General features: G+C 67.7%; 13 protein-coding genes. 3 read left to right on the plus strand and 10 right to left on the minus strand.

What is annotated here, in order from left to right:
- Positions 1 to 45: 45 nt before the first annotated feature.
- The 5 genes from aepY to asnB form a co-directional block, all read right to left on the minus strand.
- Positions 46 to 1,170 carry a phosphonopyruvate decarboxylase gene (gene aepY, locus J7E88_RS01080; protein ID WP_215176251.1) on the minus strand — a complete coding sequence of 375 codons (1,125 nt, stop codon included), beginning with the start codon at positions 1,168 to 1,170 and terminating at the stop codon, positions 46 to 48.
- A complete protein-coding gene (locus J7E88_RS01085; RefSeq protein ID WP_215176252.1) occupies positions 1,167 to 2,060 on the minus strand; it encodes an isocitrate lyase/phosphoenolpyruvate mutase family protein in 894 nt (297 codons plus the stop codon). Before J7E88_RS01085 ends, aepY begins: the two co-directional genes overlap by 4 nt.
- Complete coding sequence (locus J7E88_RS01090; protein ID WP_215176254.1) at positions 2,060 to 3,430, minus strand: hypothetical protein; 1,371 nt, start codon at positions 3,428 to 3,430, stop codon at positions 2,060 to 2,062. The genes J7E88_RS01085 and J7E88_RS01090 overlap by 1 nt, the downstream gene beginning before the upstream one ends.
- A 446-nt stretch (positions 3,431 to 3,876) precedes the next feature.
- Positions 3,877 to 4,767 carry a diiron oxygenase gene (locus J7E88_RS01095; RefSeq protein WP_215176256.1) on the minus strand — a complete coding sequence of 297 codons (891 nt, stop codon included), beginning with the start codon at positions 4,765 to 4,767 and terminating at the stop codon, positions 3,877 to 3,879.
- Positions 4,768 to 4,874: 107 nt separating this feature from the next.
- The gene (asnB, locus tag J7E88_RS01100; RefSeq protein ID WP_215176258.1) at positions 4,875 to 7,046 is read right to left on the minus strand and encodes an asparagine synthase (glutamine-hydrolyzing); all 2,172 of its coding nucleotides are present in this window, start codon (positions 7,044 to 7,046) and stop codon (positions 4,875 to 4,877) included.
- Positions 7,047 to 7,617: 571 nt separating this feature from the next.
- On the opposite strand from asnB, the gene J7E88_RS01105 reads away from it, so the two are divergent.
- The 3 genes from J7E88_RS01105 (at position 7,618) to J7E88_RS01115 (ending at position 9,615) form a co-directional block, all read left to right on the plus strand.
- On the plus strand, positions 7,618 to 8,406 hold the full coding sequence (locus J7E88_RS01105) for a hypothetical protein (protein ID WP_215176260.1): 789 nt from the start codon (positions 7,618 to 7,620) through the stop codon (positions 8,404 to 8,406).
- Positions 8,407 to 8,486: 80 nt separating this feature from the next.
- Positions 8,487 to 8,684 (plus strand): PqqD family protein, encoded by a 198-nt coding sequence (locus tag J7E88_RS01110; RefSeq protein WP_215176263.1) that lies wholly within the window; start codon positions 8,487 to 8,489, stop codon positions 8,682 to 8,684.
- A gap of 28 nt (positions 8,685 to 8,712) precedes the next feature.
- Positions 8,713 to 9,615 (plus strand): helix-turn-helix transcriptional regulator, encoded by a 903-nt coding sequence (locus tag J7E88_RS01115; RefSeq protein ID WP_215176265.1) that lies wholly within the window; start codon positions 8,713 to 8,715, stop codon positions 9,613 to 9,615.
- 67 nt (positions 9,616 to 9,682) lie between these two features.
- Here the strand turns inward: J7E88_RS01115 and J7E88_RS01120 are convergent, their stop codons facing one another.
- Genes J7E88_RS01120 through panC form a run of 5 tightly spaced genes read right to left on the minus strand, consistent with a single transcriptional unit; the run spans position 9,683 to position 14,586 of the window.
- Positions 9,683 to 10,609: a 2-hydroxyacid dehydrogenase gene (locus J7E88_RS01120; RefSeq protein WP_215176266.1), complete on the minus strand. Its 927-nt coding sequence runs from the start codon at positions 10,607 to 10,609 to the stop codon at positions 9,683 to 9,685.
- Positions 10,596 to 11,633: a TauD/TfdA family dioxygenase gene (locus J7E88_RS01125; protein WP_215176267.1), complete on the minus strand. Its 1,038-nt coding sequence runs from the start codon at positions 11,631 to 11,633 to the stop codon at positions 10,596 to 10,598. The genes J7E88_RS01120 and J7E88_RS01125 overlap by 14 nt, the downstream gene beginning before the upstream one ends.
- The gene (locus J7E88_RS01130) at positions 11,620 to 12,378 is read right to left on the minus strand and encodes a hypothetical protein (RefSeq protein WP_215176268.1); all 759 of its coding nucleotides are present in this window, start codon (positions 12,376 to 12,378) and stop codon (positions 11,620 to 11,622) included. The genes J7E88_RS01125 and J7E88_RS01130 overlap by 14 nt, the downstream gene beginning before the upstream one ends.
- Positions 12,378 to 13,724 (minus strand): aspartate aminotransferase family protein, encoded by a 1,347-nt coding sequence (locus J7E88_RS01135; RefSeq protein WP_215176269.1) that lies wholly within the window; start codon positions 13,722 to 13,724, stop codon positions 12,378 to 12,380. Before J7E88_RS01135 ends, J7E88_RS01130 begins: the two co-directional genes overlap by 1 nt.
- Positions 13,717 to 14,586: a pantoate--beta-alanine ligase gene (gene panC, locus J7E88_RS01140; protein ID WP_215176274.1), complete on the minus strand. Its 870-nt coding sequence runs from the start codon at positions 14,584 to 14,586 to the stop codon at positions 13,717 to 13,719. The genes J7E88_RS01135 and panC overlap by 8 nt, the downstream gene beginning before the upstream one ends.
- Between the last annotated feature and the right edge of the window lie 2 nt (positions 14,587 to 14,588).

Below are 14,588 nucleotides of genomic sequence, written 5' to 3' on the forward strand. Positions count from 1 at the left end.
GTTGGAGCCGGTCGTGGTCGTGGAGGGCGGGTGAGGACACACCCATCAGTGGTTCTCCCGGCCTTCGGCGAGGCCACGCCCGAACCGGGTCGCGATCTCGGTCACGGAGAGCGCACTGGAGGCCCGCTCACCGGCGGAGCCGCCGACACGGCCGTCCACCACCAGCAGTGCCGGTCCACCGGCGTCCAGAGCTGCGCGGACAGCGGAGGGAAGCCGCTCCACCGACGAGACCCGGTCGACGTAGCGGTAGCCCGTGCCCCGGGCCACCTCGTCGAACCGGACCGCCGGCGAACTCGTCGGCTGACCGCCCGTCGATTCGTAGGCGCCGTTGTCGAAGACGATGTGGACCAGGTTCGCGGGAGCATGGTGCCCGATCGTGGCAAAGGCGCCCATGTGCATCAGCGCCGCGCCGTCGCCATCCAAGACCACGAATCTCTCCGCCGGCCGGCTCAGGGCGGCCCCGAGCGCGATGGCGGACGCGTGGCCCATGGACCCCTGCATGTAGAAGTTGCGCGCCCGGTCGCCACGGTTGTACAGGGCGCGGGAGAGGTAGCCGGTGGTCGCCAGCAGGTGCTCTCCCCGCACTTCCGCGAGCACGGCATTCACGAGGTCGTCACGGTTGGGGCGGGCCCGGTCCGGGAGATCCGCTGCCGCAGTCGCCGCGGGGTTGTCCTTCAGGGCTCCCTTGGCAAGCAGGACGAAGACCGGCCGGCCTGATTCCAGCACCGGTCGGGCCTCCTCGAGCACCGTGTCCAGTGCGGGCCCGCCTGTCCGCAGCATCCAGTGCGGCAGCTCCAGCGAGTCCAGCCATTGGGGCACGACCTTGCCCATCCAGTGGTGCTGCGGCTCTCCGGCACCCGCCGTCGGCCAGCCGCGCATGCTCACAAGGACCAGCACCGGGATCCGGTACGGGAGCACGAGCGAGGTGAGCGGATTGACCAGGTTGCCGAAGCCCGAGTTCTGGGCCAGGACCGCGCTGGGCTCGCCCGACAGCCGTGCCCCTGCGGCGACGGCCAGCGCGGAACCCTCGTTCGCCGCCGGCACGTACCGAATGCGGGGGTGGTCCTGGAGCAGTTGGATCGGCTCCGCGAAGTAGGAGCAGGGCACGCCGGAAACCAGGCTCACGCCCGCCTGCTCCAGTGCGGAAACGAAGTGCGGCGCTGACGTCATGGCGTCGTTCGGTAGCCGGAGGGCATGCCTTGGAGCGCGAACACCTCGGACATGGACGCGATGCGCTCGTCGACGGAACGCGCGGTGCCGGCCGCGTTCAGTTCCCGGAGCACTTCTTGCACGCCCCGGACCGCCGCGCGCAGCCCCTGGTTGGCGTAGATCACCAGACGGAACCCGGACTCGTGCAACTCCTGCTCGCTCACCGTTCCGTACGTGGTGGGCACTGCCACCAGCGGTACGTCGACGTCCCATTTCGAGGCGAACTCGAGCACCTCGTCGGGCCGGCGGCTCTTGCTGTGCACCAGCACGGCGTCAGCGCCCGCAGAGGCGTACAGCCGTCCGCGGCCCAGGGCCTCCTCCAGGCCATGCCCGGCGATCAGTGACTCGGTGCGGGCGATCAACACCATGTCTTCGTCGCCGAGCGCTTCTCGGGCCGCCTTGATCTTCAGAGCGAAGTCCTCGGCGGGAAGCAGGTCCTGTGCGATGTCCGCGAAGCTGTTGATCTTCGGGAACAGCTTGTCCTCGATACACATGGCGGCGATGCCGATACGCGCGTAGCGCTGTACCGCGTAGGCCACGTTCATCGGTCCGCCGAAGCCGGTGTCGCAGTCCGCGATGACCGGGATGTCGGTGACCTCGTCCATCGCGGTGGCCGCGTCCAGGTACTGCGTCATGGTCACGAGGCTGGCGTCCGGCAGGCCGTGGCTGGCGGAGATCTCGAAGCTCGACGCCCACACCGCGTCAAAGCCGGCCTGCTCCACCAGCTTGGCCGTGAGCCCGTCGTGCGCTCCGACCGCGCGTACCGGCGACGGCCCTGCCAGCAGGTCCCGCAGGCGGTCGACTTTGGACGCCGGTGGCACTTGCCCGCCCCTCGAAAGACGCTCCGACATCAGTTTCCTTCCTTGCTGTACCAAAGCCGGTCCTCGGCCACGTAGCGATCGATGCCGCCGGGCGCCAGGGTGCCCACCGCGTGGCGCACCTCCGGAGTGACCGCCCCGGCGATCCGCAGCAGCAGCACCTGCGGGTGGCCACCGTGGGCGATCGCGAAGGCGATCGGCACTTGCGGACGGACGTACGCCGAGTCGCCCGGTGCGAGGGTTTCCTCGTATCGCTCGCCCGCGAACTCCCAACGGATGCTGACTGGGTCGTCGCCGAGCACGTACAGGTACTGGTGCTGGTAGGTGCTCAGTTGGGCCGTGCGCTCGAAGTCGTCGAGCAGGACGTCGATCTGGAGGGCCGACGTATGGGGATGCAGTGGATCACCGGCGAGTCTGGTGATCCGGTAGGACGCGGCGCCGACACCGGGCAACTCCCAGCTCCGCGCGTCGCGGGCGTGCTGCACGGAGACGCCATCGACCGCTTCGCTGCGGGGAAGCAGCAGGTCGCGCACCGAGACGCCCAGCCCGGTCGCCAGCGAAGCCAGCTCTTCCGCGGTGGGACTGTCCGAGCCGTCGATCAGCTCTCCGGTGCGGCGCAGCGAGAGTCCGGTCCTGGCCGCGAGTTCGGCCGCGGTTACCGCGCCTGCGTCCATGAACGACCGGAGCAGTGCGCCCGGTCCCCGGGCTCCATCGGTCAGTGGGACCGCCAGGGCGTGGGCCGCCGGCCTGCCCAGGACGGCCAACTCCCGCTGCGCGTCGCCGACCAGGGCGCCGCCGTAGGTCAGTGCGAGGATGCAGGCGGGTTCGGTGTCGGTCCGTGCCGCGAAGGAGTGTGGCGCGAAGGGCAGGCCCCATACGGAGTCGCCGGTCCCCATGGGAACGCAGTGCGAGACCCCGTCCCACCGGTAGTAGTAGTTGACCGGGCCGAGGAAGTAGGTGAACTGGTACAGCAGGTGGCCGTGGTTCCACTGAACGAGGGGGTTGTCCGCCTCGTTGTCGTCGACCACCCGAAGCATGCGGATCCACTCGGGGCGGTAGGACGCGATCCGGGACATGGCGGTGTCCCGGTACTCGTAGTAGGGCTCCCCGGCCCGGCTGAGCACCCGCGAGCTGGCCCGGGACTCCTCATCGCGCATGATGTGCACACCGAGCGGGCTGTCGTCGTGGATCGGCAGGAGGTCCCGCTCGTTGAGCGGCCACACCTCAGCAGCTCGGCGTATCAGCTCCCAGTCGACCGGTCGGGTGCCGTCGACGTACTGTGCGAAGGTTCCCTTTTCCAGTCCGAGCTCACGCTCGGCGTTCTCGTCGTCGCGCTTGAGATCGTTGGCGCCGGCGCGCAACAGCGCACCTGCGCGCCGTGCGAAACCATCTTTCGGTGGCACGCGGCTGCTCCCTGTCCTTTGCATGGTCGGTCGGTTGGACGGCCTCGGGATGCCGCCCGTGAGGAAGTCGCCGCGCCCGGACCCCGTACCGGCCGCCGAGGGCGGTCAAAGGGCAGCGCCGAGCGACTTCCTTTATCCAGTGGCCGCCACACGCAAGGAACTTCACCGATCAGATATCAACTACAGCACCACGGGACGTTGAAGGAACTCACATCCGGGCCCGACAAGGGCGGATCACCCGGTTTGTGGGCCCGGGGTTCGCACGCTCATCAGATAGGCCGAGATGGCCTCTTGACGCAACATCACATCACGAGAGCATCACGCCGGCACACCCCCTGTCAAGATCGACGGTCGCACCCGGGAACGACAGAGACGTACGTCACGGCCGGTCCCCTCGCCGAACGGAACTGACCAATCCATACAATCCGAATCTCCCGCCGCTTCCCTCACCTCTCGGCATCGGACAGCAGCCCGGCTTCTTCGAAAGCATTCCGGGTGCCCGGTTCGTCGAAAGCCCTCACCTCGGCGAAATAGCGGACGAGGGAACGGGAAGCCTCGGACACGTCGTGTACCACCTGCTGCCTGGGCCAGGATTCTTCGACGACCTGCTCGATGATCCGGTCCGGCAGTCCGAGCAGGCGCAGGTCCTCGATCGCCCGGGTGTAGTCGGGTTCGAGGAACGCGTAGATCGCCGCCGGAACGTGCGGCCCGACGGTTTTGCGTTCCTTCGGTGTCAGGGCGGCCCAGAGATGACGGAGCACGGACCGGAAGTAGACGTGGTGACGCCCCTCGTCCTCGGCATGATCCCGCACGTGGTCACGCACCGACCGGGGCAGCCGGTCGTCGCGGGGAATCGCGGACAGGACTCCGGAGATCAGCGTCTCGCTCACGATCGCGAAGAGGATCGCTTCGACCCCTCTGACCTCGTGGGGAAGCCCTTCCCGGATGGCGTCAAGACGTTCCGCGAACGCGGGAGGACTGCCATCCGGCCGACCCGGAGCCACTCCGGAGGCCCTCTGCAGCTGTTGCGCGAAGTCGTAGGACCCCTGGGCGTGCCACGCCTCGTCCGTGACGATCTTGAAGGCGTCCGCTCTCATCCCATCGGGCAGGTGCAGACCTGACCGCCCCCTGCTGATCGCAGTCGCAACGGGTATCACCCCGAGGGATTCGAGTTCGGAAGTGAAGTCCAAATAGTCATGGAGACGACGCAACAGCAGCCACTCCACTTGTTCGCTGCCGCAGGCCGCGACCAGAGGATGCGTCACGACGGGATGGAGCTCGGGAGGGAAGTAAAGGGATCCCGAGGCCTCGAACGACCGTTGGGGCCGGCTGCGCACGCCGGCGAGACTGTCCCAGCGGCCGAACCGGCTGGTGTACGCACCGCCCCCTTCGTTCGCCTCCGCCTTCGCAGCGACGAGCAGTTCGGTCGCCCGTTCCCGGTACATCAATCGCTCCACGTCAGAAGACCGAGATCGAGCAGATTGCACAGGTCGCCGTGCACCTCCTCGTCTCCGGCATCCTCGATGGCCAGGATGTCGGCCAGGCTGGTCTTGCCGTCGACTGCCCGCAGGGCCGCGAGTGTCGGCGTGTCTGCCTCCAACACGAACTCGATCTCTCCGTCCTTGAGCAGGTACCAGTTGGACCCGACCGGATCGGTGAGCAGCAACAGGCCTTCCGCGAACGCGGGCACACCTTTGCCGTCCAACTGTTGTGCGCGGAAGCCGGCGGCGGAGGCGGACGGTGAGATCTGATCGCGGGCGAGCTCCCGGAGAACCGGCCCGGCCGATGTGTCCTCCAGCCGCGGCGGATTCGAGGCCAGGTCCGCGAGGAGGCCCATGTTGAGAACGCGCATCAGCAGTTCCACGGACGGGGCATCCGTGCCCCCCTCGCCGATCAGCGCCAGGTGAGCGCGCACGCGGTCCGCGTCGATGAAGTCCGAAGCTCCTGGAGCGGCGAGGGCCCGCTCGACGAGCGCGTATGAATCGGCGCGCATCAGGCGTGCCAGCATTCGGTAGGCGTGGTAAGTCCCGGTCCCGTAGAAGAAGGGGGCCTTGGGCCGTTCGGCGATCCGCTGCGGCAGGTGCAGCTTGACCGCCTCACGCAGGATTCGCTTGTCCCAGAGGAGTGTCGGACGCAGCCGTTCCGGGATCCGCGCACACAGCTCGACCAGGCGGTGGTCCAGGAACGGCACCCGTGCCTCGACGCCGCTGCCGGCTGCCGTGCGGTCCTCGTGCCAGACGTTGTACTGCTGCACCTGGAGGTACTCGGACTGGAGATAGGCACGGTAGATGCCATCGCTGTCGGAGGCCCGGCCGTCGAGTGCCTGCTGGGAGATGAAGGACGGTCCTTCCGCCCACCAATGCCTCAGATCCGCGCGCCGCCCGATCCGGGTGTCACGGTCCATCAGGGAGAGGCTCTCCATGAAGGACTGCCAGTCGCCGCCCAGTTCTCCGGCGTAGCCGCCGTTGAACTCATCGCTTGCCGCGCCGAGGAGCATGCCCCGCAGTCCGGGTCGCGCCTCACGCGCATACCGGTGGAGTTCGTGCTTGTAGTAGACCTCGGGACCGCACATGGGGGTCTCGGCGAGCCACAGGAGCCGCAGCCACTCCTGCGGGGTGGGTACGTGGTCCTGCGGGAAGACCACCTGATGGTTGGGCACACCCAGCTCACGTGCGATCCACGCGGCGTTGTCGGCGTCCCCGTTGTCGAGGGTGCCGCCGGTGAGCGCTGTGAACGTGTGCATGCCCTGGCGCTTGTCGCCTGCCAGGGCCAGGACGGCCGACGAGTCGATGCCGCCCGAGAGGAACAGTCCGAGCTCGGTGTCGGCCGTGACGCACTCCCGGACGGAGTCCTGGAGCAACTCGGAGTAGCGCCGCACGAAGTCCCCTGCGTCGGCGGACTCATCCGCATCGGTGGGCAGTTCCCAGTATCGGTGCTCCGAGGTGCGTCCGTCGTGGAGGTCGACACGCAGGATCGTGGCGGCCGGGACCAGCTCGATTCCCTCGAACCACGTGGTCACGGGTCCATCGTTGAAGGTGCCGGCGGCTGCCAGCAGGGGGTTGGCGAGAGCTTGCTCCCAGTCGAAGCGCCGGGGGGTGGAGCCGTCGGCGAAGAGGCCTTTGATCTCCGAGGAAAGGACGATGCGCTCGTCGTTGCGGTGATAGTAGAGCGGCTTGATGCCGAAGCGGTCCCGGGCGAGCACGAGCTTGTTGTTGGCCCGGTCCCACAGGATCAGAGCGAACATGCCCCGGACGTCACGCAGGAACTCGAGTCCGTAGTGGCGGTAGAGGTAGAGCAGAACCTCGCAGTCGGATCCCGTGCTGAGCTTCACACCGCCGGGCAGCGAGGCAGCGAGCTCCCGATGGTTGTAGATCTCGCCGTTGACGACGAGCACGAGAGAGCCGTCGTCGCTTGTCAGCGGCTGGCTGCCGTCCTCGGGATTGACGAGCGCCAGCCTGGTGAAGGCGAGTCCCACCCCGCCGTCACGGAGGATGTCCCGTTCGTCCGGTCCTCGATGGTCGAGGATGTCGGCCAGATGGTTGAGCACGGCGTCCGTTTCGGCGCCGAGCTCCTGGCGGTCCAGACGAGCGATTCCCGCGATTCCACACATATTCATCCCCCAGCCACCGCCCTGTGCCGCAAGAGGGCCGGGCGAAAGCGGGGGCCCCGATCAGGAGCCCCCGCCCATGTTCCGGATTTTCAGGCGACGCGCGTCAGAGCGGAACGCTGCGTAACGTTCTTCGTCGTCGGCTTGCTGTACTTCTGCATTCTGATCCACCTCCCCCGGGACGGTTCATCGGATTCACCGGATAATTCTTGGGAAGCGACCCTTGACGGGGCCGACCCAGGCCGGCTGACGCTCACATTAGCCGAGTCGAGCCGAAGGTCCTACAGATTCGGCAGCTACCGAACAGTGTCGTGATCAAGCTTCTACCTGCGGTGATGCCTGCGCGATGAGATTCCGCGCGACGGCGGCGGATGACCGTGCATGCCCGGAACGCACGGCGAAGCCGTTCAATTCAGGCATATCCGGAATGCGGGCCAGACCCTACCTGCGTCAGCGTGGAGTGTGGCGACGGCTACTTCTTCCACGCGATTACGAGGATGTCTGAGACGACAGAGAATCATCTATAGTAATCGAGCCCCGGGGTATGAAGGGGCTGAGGCAGCAATCGAAGGGGGCTCGGGTGAACGAAATCAACACGGCGAATTGGCTAGAGGTTCTTCGGGAACGACAGCTGATTCCGGAGGACCACCTCGCCGTCTCCGTCGTCGGCTCTGTGGCGCACGGCTGGCACAACGACCAGAGCGACTTCGACATCTACGTCGTGACGTCGGGCGAGTCGGCTTCCCCTGGCCGCTCCAGCATCACGATGCCGCTCAATCCTCCTCACGTACGCACCGAGATGTTCTACGTGGGCGACCGGCGTTGGGAGGTGACGTACTGGCTCGACAGCCAGTACGAGCAGATGCTCGCCAAGGTCTCGCGGGACGAGTTCAACAGGGGCGTCGCGCCGGTGCGTGTTCTGGCCCCCCGGGAGGAGCTGGCCCTGGGCCGCCTGGAAGGCTGCCTGGTTCTCCTCGGCGCGCCGTGGTTCGAGGCCCGCCGCAAACAGCTGGCCGAATCGGCCTTCCGCTCCTTCGTGGTCGCCCGTTCGCTCGGTGCTGCCGACGACTGCGTCGAGGACGCACTCGGTCAGATGGATTCCGGCAACCTGGAAAGCGCCACCCTCTCCGCACGCGCCGCACTGGGATTCGCCGTCGACGCGCTCCTCGAAGGGCACGGCCAGTACGGCAGCCAATCGCCCAAGTGGCGGCCCAATCGGTTCAGGGCCGCTTGCCCGCCGGCCCTCTCGTTCGAGGACTACTGGGCCCTGGAGATCATGCGGGGCTACGACCCCGAGGACCCCCGCCCCTGGATCAATCAGGTCCTGACGATATGCCAGGACATCTCCATGCGCGTGGAGGTCTCGTGAGCGCCCTGCCGCCTCCCGGCCCCCTCGACGTGCCGCGCCGGAGCCTCGGCATTCGGATACGCCGGGTCGAGGACGGCTTGATGCTCGGGTTTAGGGACGAAGCACTCCTGCTGTCCGACTCCGCGGAGTTCATCTACCGTTCCGTCGACGGGCATCGGACGGTGGCGGACATCGCCGACGAAGTCGCCGCGGAATACGGCATCGACCGGGCGGAGACCCTGGGCGATGTCACCGAGTTCCTCGTGGACCTGGCCGCCAACGGCGTCTTCACATGGTGATGTCCAGCGCCGTTCTCCTTCGGTCGTCATGATCCGGCTTGACCTCGACCAGGAGAGCCTGCGTTCGATCAGGCTGGCGCTGAGCCCGCTCTGGGAGACGCTCGGTAGCCTGGCCCTCCTCGCGCGATACCGGGGAGCCGTTCCGTCGCCGTACGCGGGCTGGGTACACCGAGCCCGGCGATCGGTGCCTCCCGAGCTCATGGACCTGGTTGTCCGGCAGGAGGCGCCATTCCTGAAACGGGCTCTCGGATACGTGCCCGACCCCTCGCGTTCCTCGCTCCAGGTCGAGCTCGACTGCCTGCGGCAGCAGGGAGATGAGCGGGGTGACGAGCGTCTCGCCGGTCTGATGGAGGAGTACTGGAACCGGGCGATCGGTCCCCACTGGACCTCCATCCGCTCCGCGTTGGAGGAGGAGGTCCTCTTCAGAGGGCGGACCCTGGCCGTCCACGGCCCGGAGGCGATGCTCGCGGAACTGGGCGGTCGGGTTCTGTGGGAAAAGCCCCGACTGACCGCCCCCTACCATCTGGACCTCACCCGTACCGTTCACCGATCCAAGTTGGTTTTCGTTCCCAGCGTCTTCTCCGCAGCCACTCGCATCTTCACTTCGAACGAGCACGTCACGGCCATGTCGTACCAGGCCAGGGCCACCGGTTTCTTCCACTTCGTCGGAGACGGAAGGCCCACCGAGCCGACCACCGACCGGCTGGCGCTGCTCATAGGCGGCGGTCGGGCAAGGGTGATCAGGGCACTGCAAGTGCCCAAGACCACCACCGTGGTCGCCGAATCCCTCGGTTTTGCGAAGAGCACGGTCTCCCAGCACCTGGCGGTGCTGACTGCGGCCGGAGTCGTCTGGCGTCAGCGTCTCGGCGGCCAGGTCTTCTACCAACTCGACCGCAGTGGCTTCGCTCTTCTGGAAGAGCTGGGTGACTGACCGGCGGCCCCGGGACGGCGCACCGGGGCCGCGGCAGGCAGGCCGAACGCATCTGCCGAACGGCCGCCTACTCGTGCAGAGCCTGGCCGATCCGCCTGAGGACCGCGGCCGTCATGCTCTGCCGAGCCATCGTGGTGGCGCTGCCGATGTGCGGGGTGAGCACCGTACGCGGACTGCGGCGCAGTTCGGCGGGGACGAAGGGTTCGTCCTCGAAGACGTCGAGCGCGGCCCCGCCGAGACGGCCTGTCTCCAGCAGTTCGATGAGCCCCCTCTGATCCATCACCCGGCCGCGCGAGGTGTTCACGACCACCGCTCCGGGCGGCATCTCCGAGAGCATCGACTTGTCGACCATACGCTCGGTTCTGGGGGTGAGCGGAACGTGGATCGTCAGGAAGTCGCTCACCCGCATCAGATCGACCAATGCCGGGTGAGGTGTCACGCCCGGCGGCAGTGCGCCGGGACGGTGCAACAGGCCGTGCACCTCCATGCCGAAGGCCTGCGCCCGTCGGGCCACCTCCCCGCCGATGGCGCCCAGTCCCAACACGCCGAGTCGTCGCCCGGCGAGCTGTGCGCCGAGGAAGGCATCAGCCTCCCAGCGCCAGGCTGCACCGGATCTCACGAACCGGTCCGCCTCGACGATCCGCCGAGCGCAGGACAGCAGGAGGCCGAATGCGTGTTCGGCGACGGCCGAAGCCAGTGCGCCCTCAGCCGTGACGACGCGTACTCCGGCACGCTCACACGCCTCCATGTCGATGTGGTCGACCCCCGTGGAGTAGGTACCCACCACACGCAGTGCTCCGCCCGCAGCCCGGAGCAATGGCTCGTCAACGGGCTCGTTGGCGGTCACCAGTAGCGCGACACTACCGGCGGCCGCCCGCAGCAGGCCGGCGCGGTCGCCGCCCGGCCACCGGGCTGGGGTCAGTCCCGACGGCAGGACGGCCGGGATCCCGGGCAGATCGGCTGTGAGCAACAGGCGCTGATCAGGTGCGGGCATCGCTGCGCTTTCGCATGCCGTACCGGTGGCGGCAGAGGGTCGCCGGGAATTGCCGCCCGCCGTCGAGGTTGACCCACTGCCGCAGCAGGAGCCTCTTGCGGCCGTCGGCGGTGGCGTCGGTGAACGACCGACGAGAGTGGACGACGACGTTGTTGTTGACCAGTTGGAGATCACCGGCTCGCAGCGCGTATTCGGTAGCCGCCCCGGGCCTCGCCGCGAGCGCTTCGAAGAGATCGAGGGCGTGGCGCTCGAGGTCGCTCACCGGTACGGACGTCTGGGTCCAGGCGGAGTCCACGTAGTCCCTCAGGAAGTACCGGCAGGTCAGCTGCCCGTGGTAGTAACCGAATACGGCGTTGCGGTAAGCCGGGGGGTCTTCTTCGTCGCGGTTCTCATAGACGAAGCCGTTGTAGTAGAGGCCCAGCAGGTGGGGTGCTCGACGCAGCAGCTCGTTGTAGATCGTCATGGCACTGGCGATCAGCGAGGTACCGCCGATTTCCGCAGGCCGTACGCAGAGCAGCAGGGCGAGGTCACCGTCGTCCGAGTGGAACCGCAGTGCGGAGGTGGTCTGGTGACCACGCACGTTGCTGTTGTCCAGACCACCATTGCCGTAGTCGCGTACGGCGGCGATGAACTCGCCTGCGGTGTTCTGTGACACCGCGTTCCCCATCACCGCGCCGAGGGCGCGGTAGAGGTGGCTGATCTCGTCAGGCGAAAGGTCGTCCACCGGAAGCCCGCGCAGGACGGCTGTACCGATGTGGGTTTCGGTGCGGTGGGCCGCGGCGTGGGCCACGTCGGACAGCTCGGGCATCGTTTCGTATGCGAAAGAGCGCCAGAGGGCCCGTTCGGCGTCCAGCGTCAGCGGGGCGGCTCGCCATGCGCTCATGAAGGCAGCCACCTCGGCGAGGTGCAGCGGCGTCAGCTCGTGCACCACGCCTTCGGGGACCGACAGATCGGCGGCCGTCCACGCCGTGCCGTCCGTGACCGGCTCGGTGAGGATCGACTGTGGCATGTCAGGTAGTGCCATGGTGTTCCACTCTCCTAAGGATGACGAGCGCGGTTCCGTCCGCGGCGCCGATGACGTCCTCACATTCCAGACCGCCCGAGCGGGACACCGTCTGCAGCAGTTCGTCCTTGCTGAACCGGGCTTCGCGGCCCCGTCCGCGGATGTGCTCGCGCATGACCTCGCCGGAGATCCCTCCCCAGGTCGGGAGGGGGATGTCCCGGTCGGGGAGGGCGGCGTAGTCGACCTCGCCCGCGTCCGGCCGCCAGAACAGCTTCTGCTCGGCCGGGGTAAGGGCCTCGTGGAGTTCCAGATCTCTCGCGTACCAGCCGAACCGGACGGTGAGGGCCAAGGCTCCGCCCGGCGTCACGAGATCGCGCAGGCCTTGCAGGCCGTTGGGCAGGTCGGTCGCGCTGAAACGGTTCACCAGGCGATCGCCGAGGAGCAGTGCGTAGGCGTGCCGCAGGTGCGGGGGGATCGTGCGGGTGACGTCGACGAGGTGTCGGCGGTCCTGGGCCAGCCCGAGCCAATCGCCCGCCTCCCGCAGGATGCCGGGGGCGAAGTCGAGGACGTGCAGTTCCGAGCCGGCTTCCAGGGCGGCCTTGGAGAGCGAGACGGTGCTGGCGCCTACCACGGCCGTTCTCACACCGGGCTGCAGCAACCTGGTGAACACCGGAGCATGTTCGGGTGCCGGTCCACCGTAGTATCCCGAGTTCCAGTAGCTCTGGCCGACCAGGTCCCAGGCCTTCGCCTTGACGGGAAGGTCCATCACGCCTCCTCTTCCAGCGTGGCCGTGATGGCCTGCCGCAGTCTCGAAACGATCTCGGCGACGTCACTCGCGCTGGTGATCAGTGGCGGGCAGAGTGCGATGACATCGCCCAGATCCCTGACGATCAGACCGAGTTCACGGGCCTTTGCGGCAACCCGCCGCCCGACTCGGCGCTCTGCGGCGAAGGGACGCCGAGCGGCTGCGCCGGCCATGAGCTCCACCGCCGCCAGACCGCCGATGCAACGCACTTCCCCGACGACGGGCAGGTCCAGGAGGCCCTCCAGCGACGTTCGAAGCGATATCTCCAGCTCTGCCACACGGCCTTGGAGGCCCCGCTCGTGCAGGGCACGCAGATTGGCCCGGGCGACGGCCGCGGCGACGGGGTGGCCGCCGAATGTCGAGCCGTGTCCGAGAACGCCGTGCTCCTCGGCTGCATCTGCGAGGGCCCCGGTGAGATCGGGGCCCAGGAGGACCGCGCCCAACGGGGCGTATCCTGCGGTGATGCCCTTGGCGACGGTGACCGCGGCGGGTTCGAGGCCGAACCGCTGATGGCCGAAGAGGGGGCCGATCCGGCCGAACCCGCAGACGACTTCGTCGGACACCAGGGGAATCCCGAGGTCGGCCAGCAGCCGGGCCATGGCGGGCCAGTATCCGTCGGACGGCACCAGCACGCCGCCGGCTGCCATGACCGGTTCGGCGACCATGGCCGCCACATTCTCCGGGCCGGCCTCCTCGATGCGCCGACGCGTGGTCCGCAGGACCCGGTCGACGTACTCGTCCTCCGTCTCGCCGTCGACGTGGTCGCGGTAGAAGTGCACCCGGGGCACACGGACCGTGAAGGGGAGCGGCAGATCGAATCCGGCGTGCTGGTTCGGGATTCCGGCCAGTGAGGCGGCTCCGAGGGTTGTGCCGTGGAAGCCCGAGTCCCTGGTGACGACGAGCTTCCTGGAGGGGGCGCCGTTCGTATTGCTCGCCAGCCAGAGGAATTTGAGTACGGACTCGACCGCCTCGGACCCGGAGGCGGAAAAGTACACGGAACTGAAGCGTCCACCGGCGGCCGTGAGCAGCTCGCCTGCCAACAGCTCCGTCTCGGCGCTGGTGCGGCCCAAGGCGCAGGCGAAGGCGGGCAGCTTGGAGTAGGCCGCGGTGGCGGCCTCGATCATCTCTGAGTCGGAGAAGCCCAGGTTGGCGTGCCAAAGGCCCGACAGCGCGTCGATGTACTCCTTCCCTGCGGTGTCGCGTATGCGGATGCCGTCGCCCTCGGCAATGATCAACGGTGACTCCCGCCGGTACACACGGTGATCGGTGAAGGAGTAGACGATCGGTTCGGTCGCCAGGTCAGCCATGGTTCGCCTCGGTCAAAGGGATGCTGTCGAGGAGGCGGACTCCCTGCAGCATCGCGGCGGCGAACAGGCGCACGGCGAGCGGAGTGTCGAGCGTCGATACCTCGGACAGCGACCCTTCTTCGCAGGCCACCAGGTACTCCACGACGAATCCCAGGTCTGTCAGCTCCTGGCGTGCAGTGGCCCGCACCGCCGGCAAGGGCTGGCCGGCCAGCAGCTCGGCACGAGCCTCCTGGAGGACCCGTCGCAGGTTGGGGCTCACAGCCCGCGCTTCGGGAGTGAGGTTCTTGTTTCGCGAGGACATCGCGAGACCGTCGGGCTCACGTCTGGTGGCGCCCCGGACGACGGTCACCGGCAGACGAAGGTCCTGGACCAGGGTCTCGATGATGCGCAGTTGCTGAAAGTCCTTCTCTCCCCAGTACGTGCGGTCGGGGCGCACGAGGTTCAAGAAGAGGAGGCTCTCGGTGACCATGCCGTCGAAGTGTCCCGCTCGCGATCGGCCGCACAGCTGGTGGCTCAGCCGGGGTACCGCGACGTGGGTCCCGAAGTCCTCAAGGACGCGTTCGCGACCGGGGAAGATCTCCGTCCAGCTGGGCAGGAACGCGATGCTCGTGCCTCGTGCTTCCAGCAGGCCCAGGTCGCGTTCCACGGGCCTGGGGTAGGACTCGAAGTCCTCGTCGAGACCGAACTGGAGCGGGTTGACGAAGATGCTGCATATCACCACGTCGCATTCGTCCCGGGCAAGGTCGACCAGGCTCAGGTGTCCCTCGTGCAGGGCGCCCATGGTTGGCACATATCCGATGACCGCACCCACCTTGCGTGCGGCGTCCCACTCGGTGGCCAGCTCCTGCGCTGTGGTGACCACCT

Origin of the sequence: Streptomyces sp. ISL-10 (genome assembly GCF_018614575.1) — a bacterium.
GTDB lineage: Bacteria > Actinomycetota > Actinomycetes > Streptomycetales > Streptomycetaceae > Streptomyces.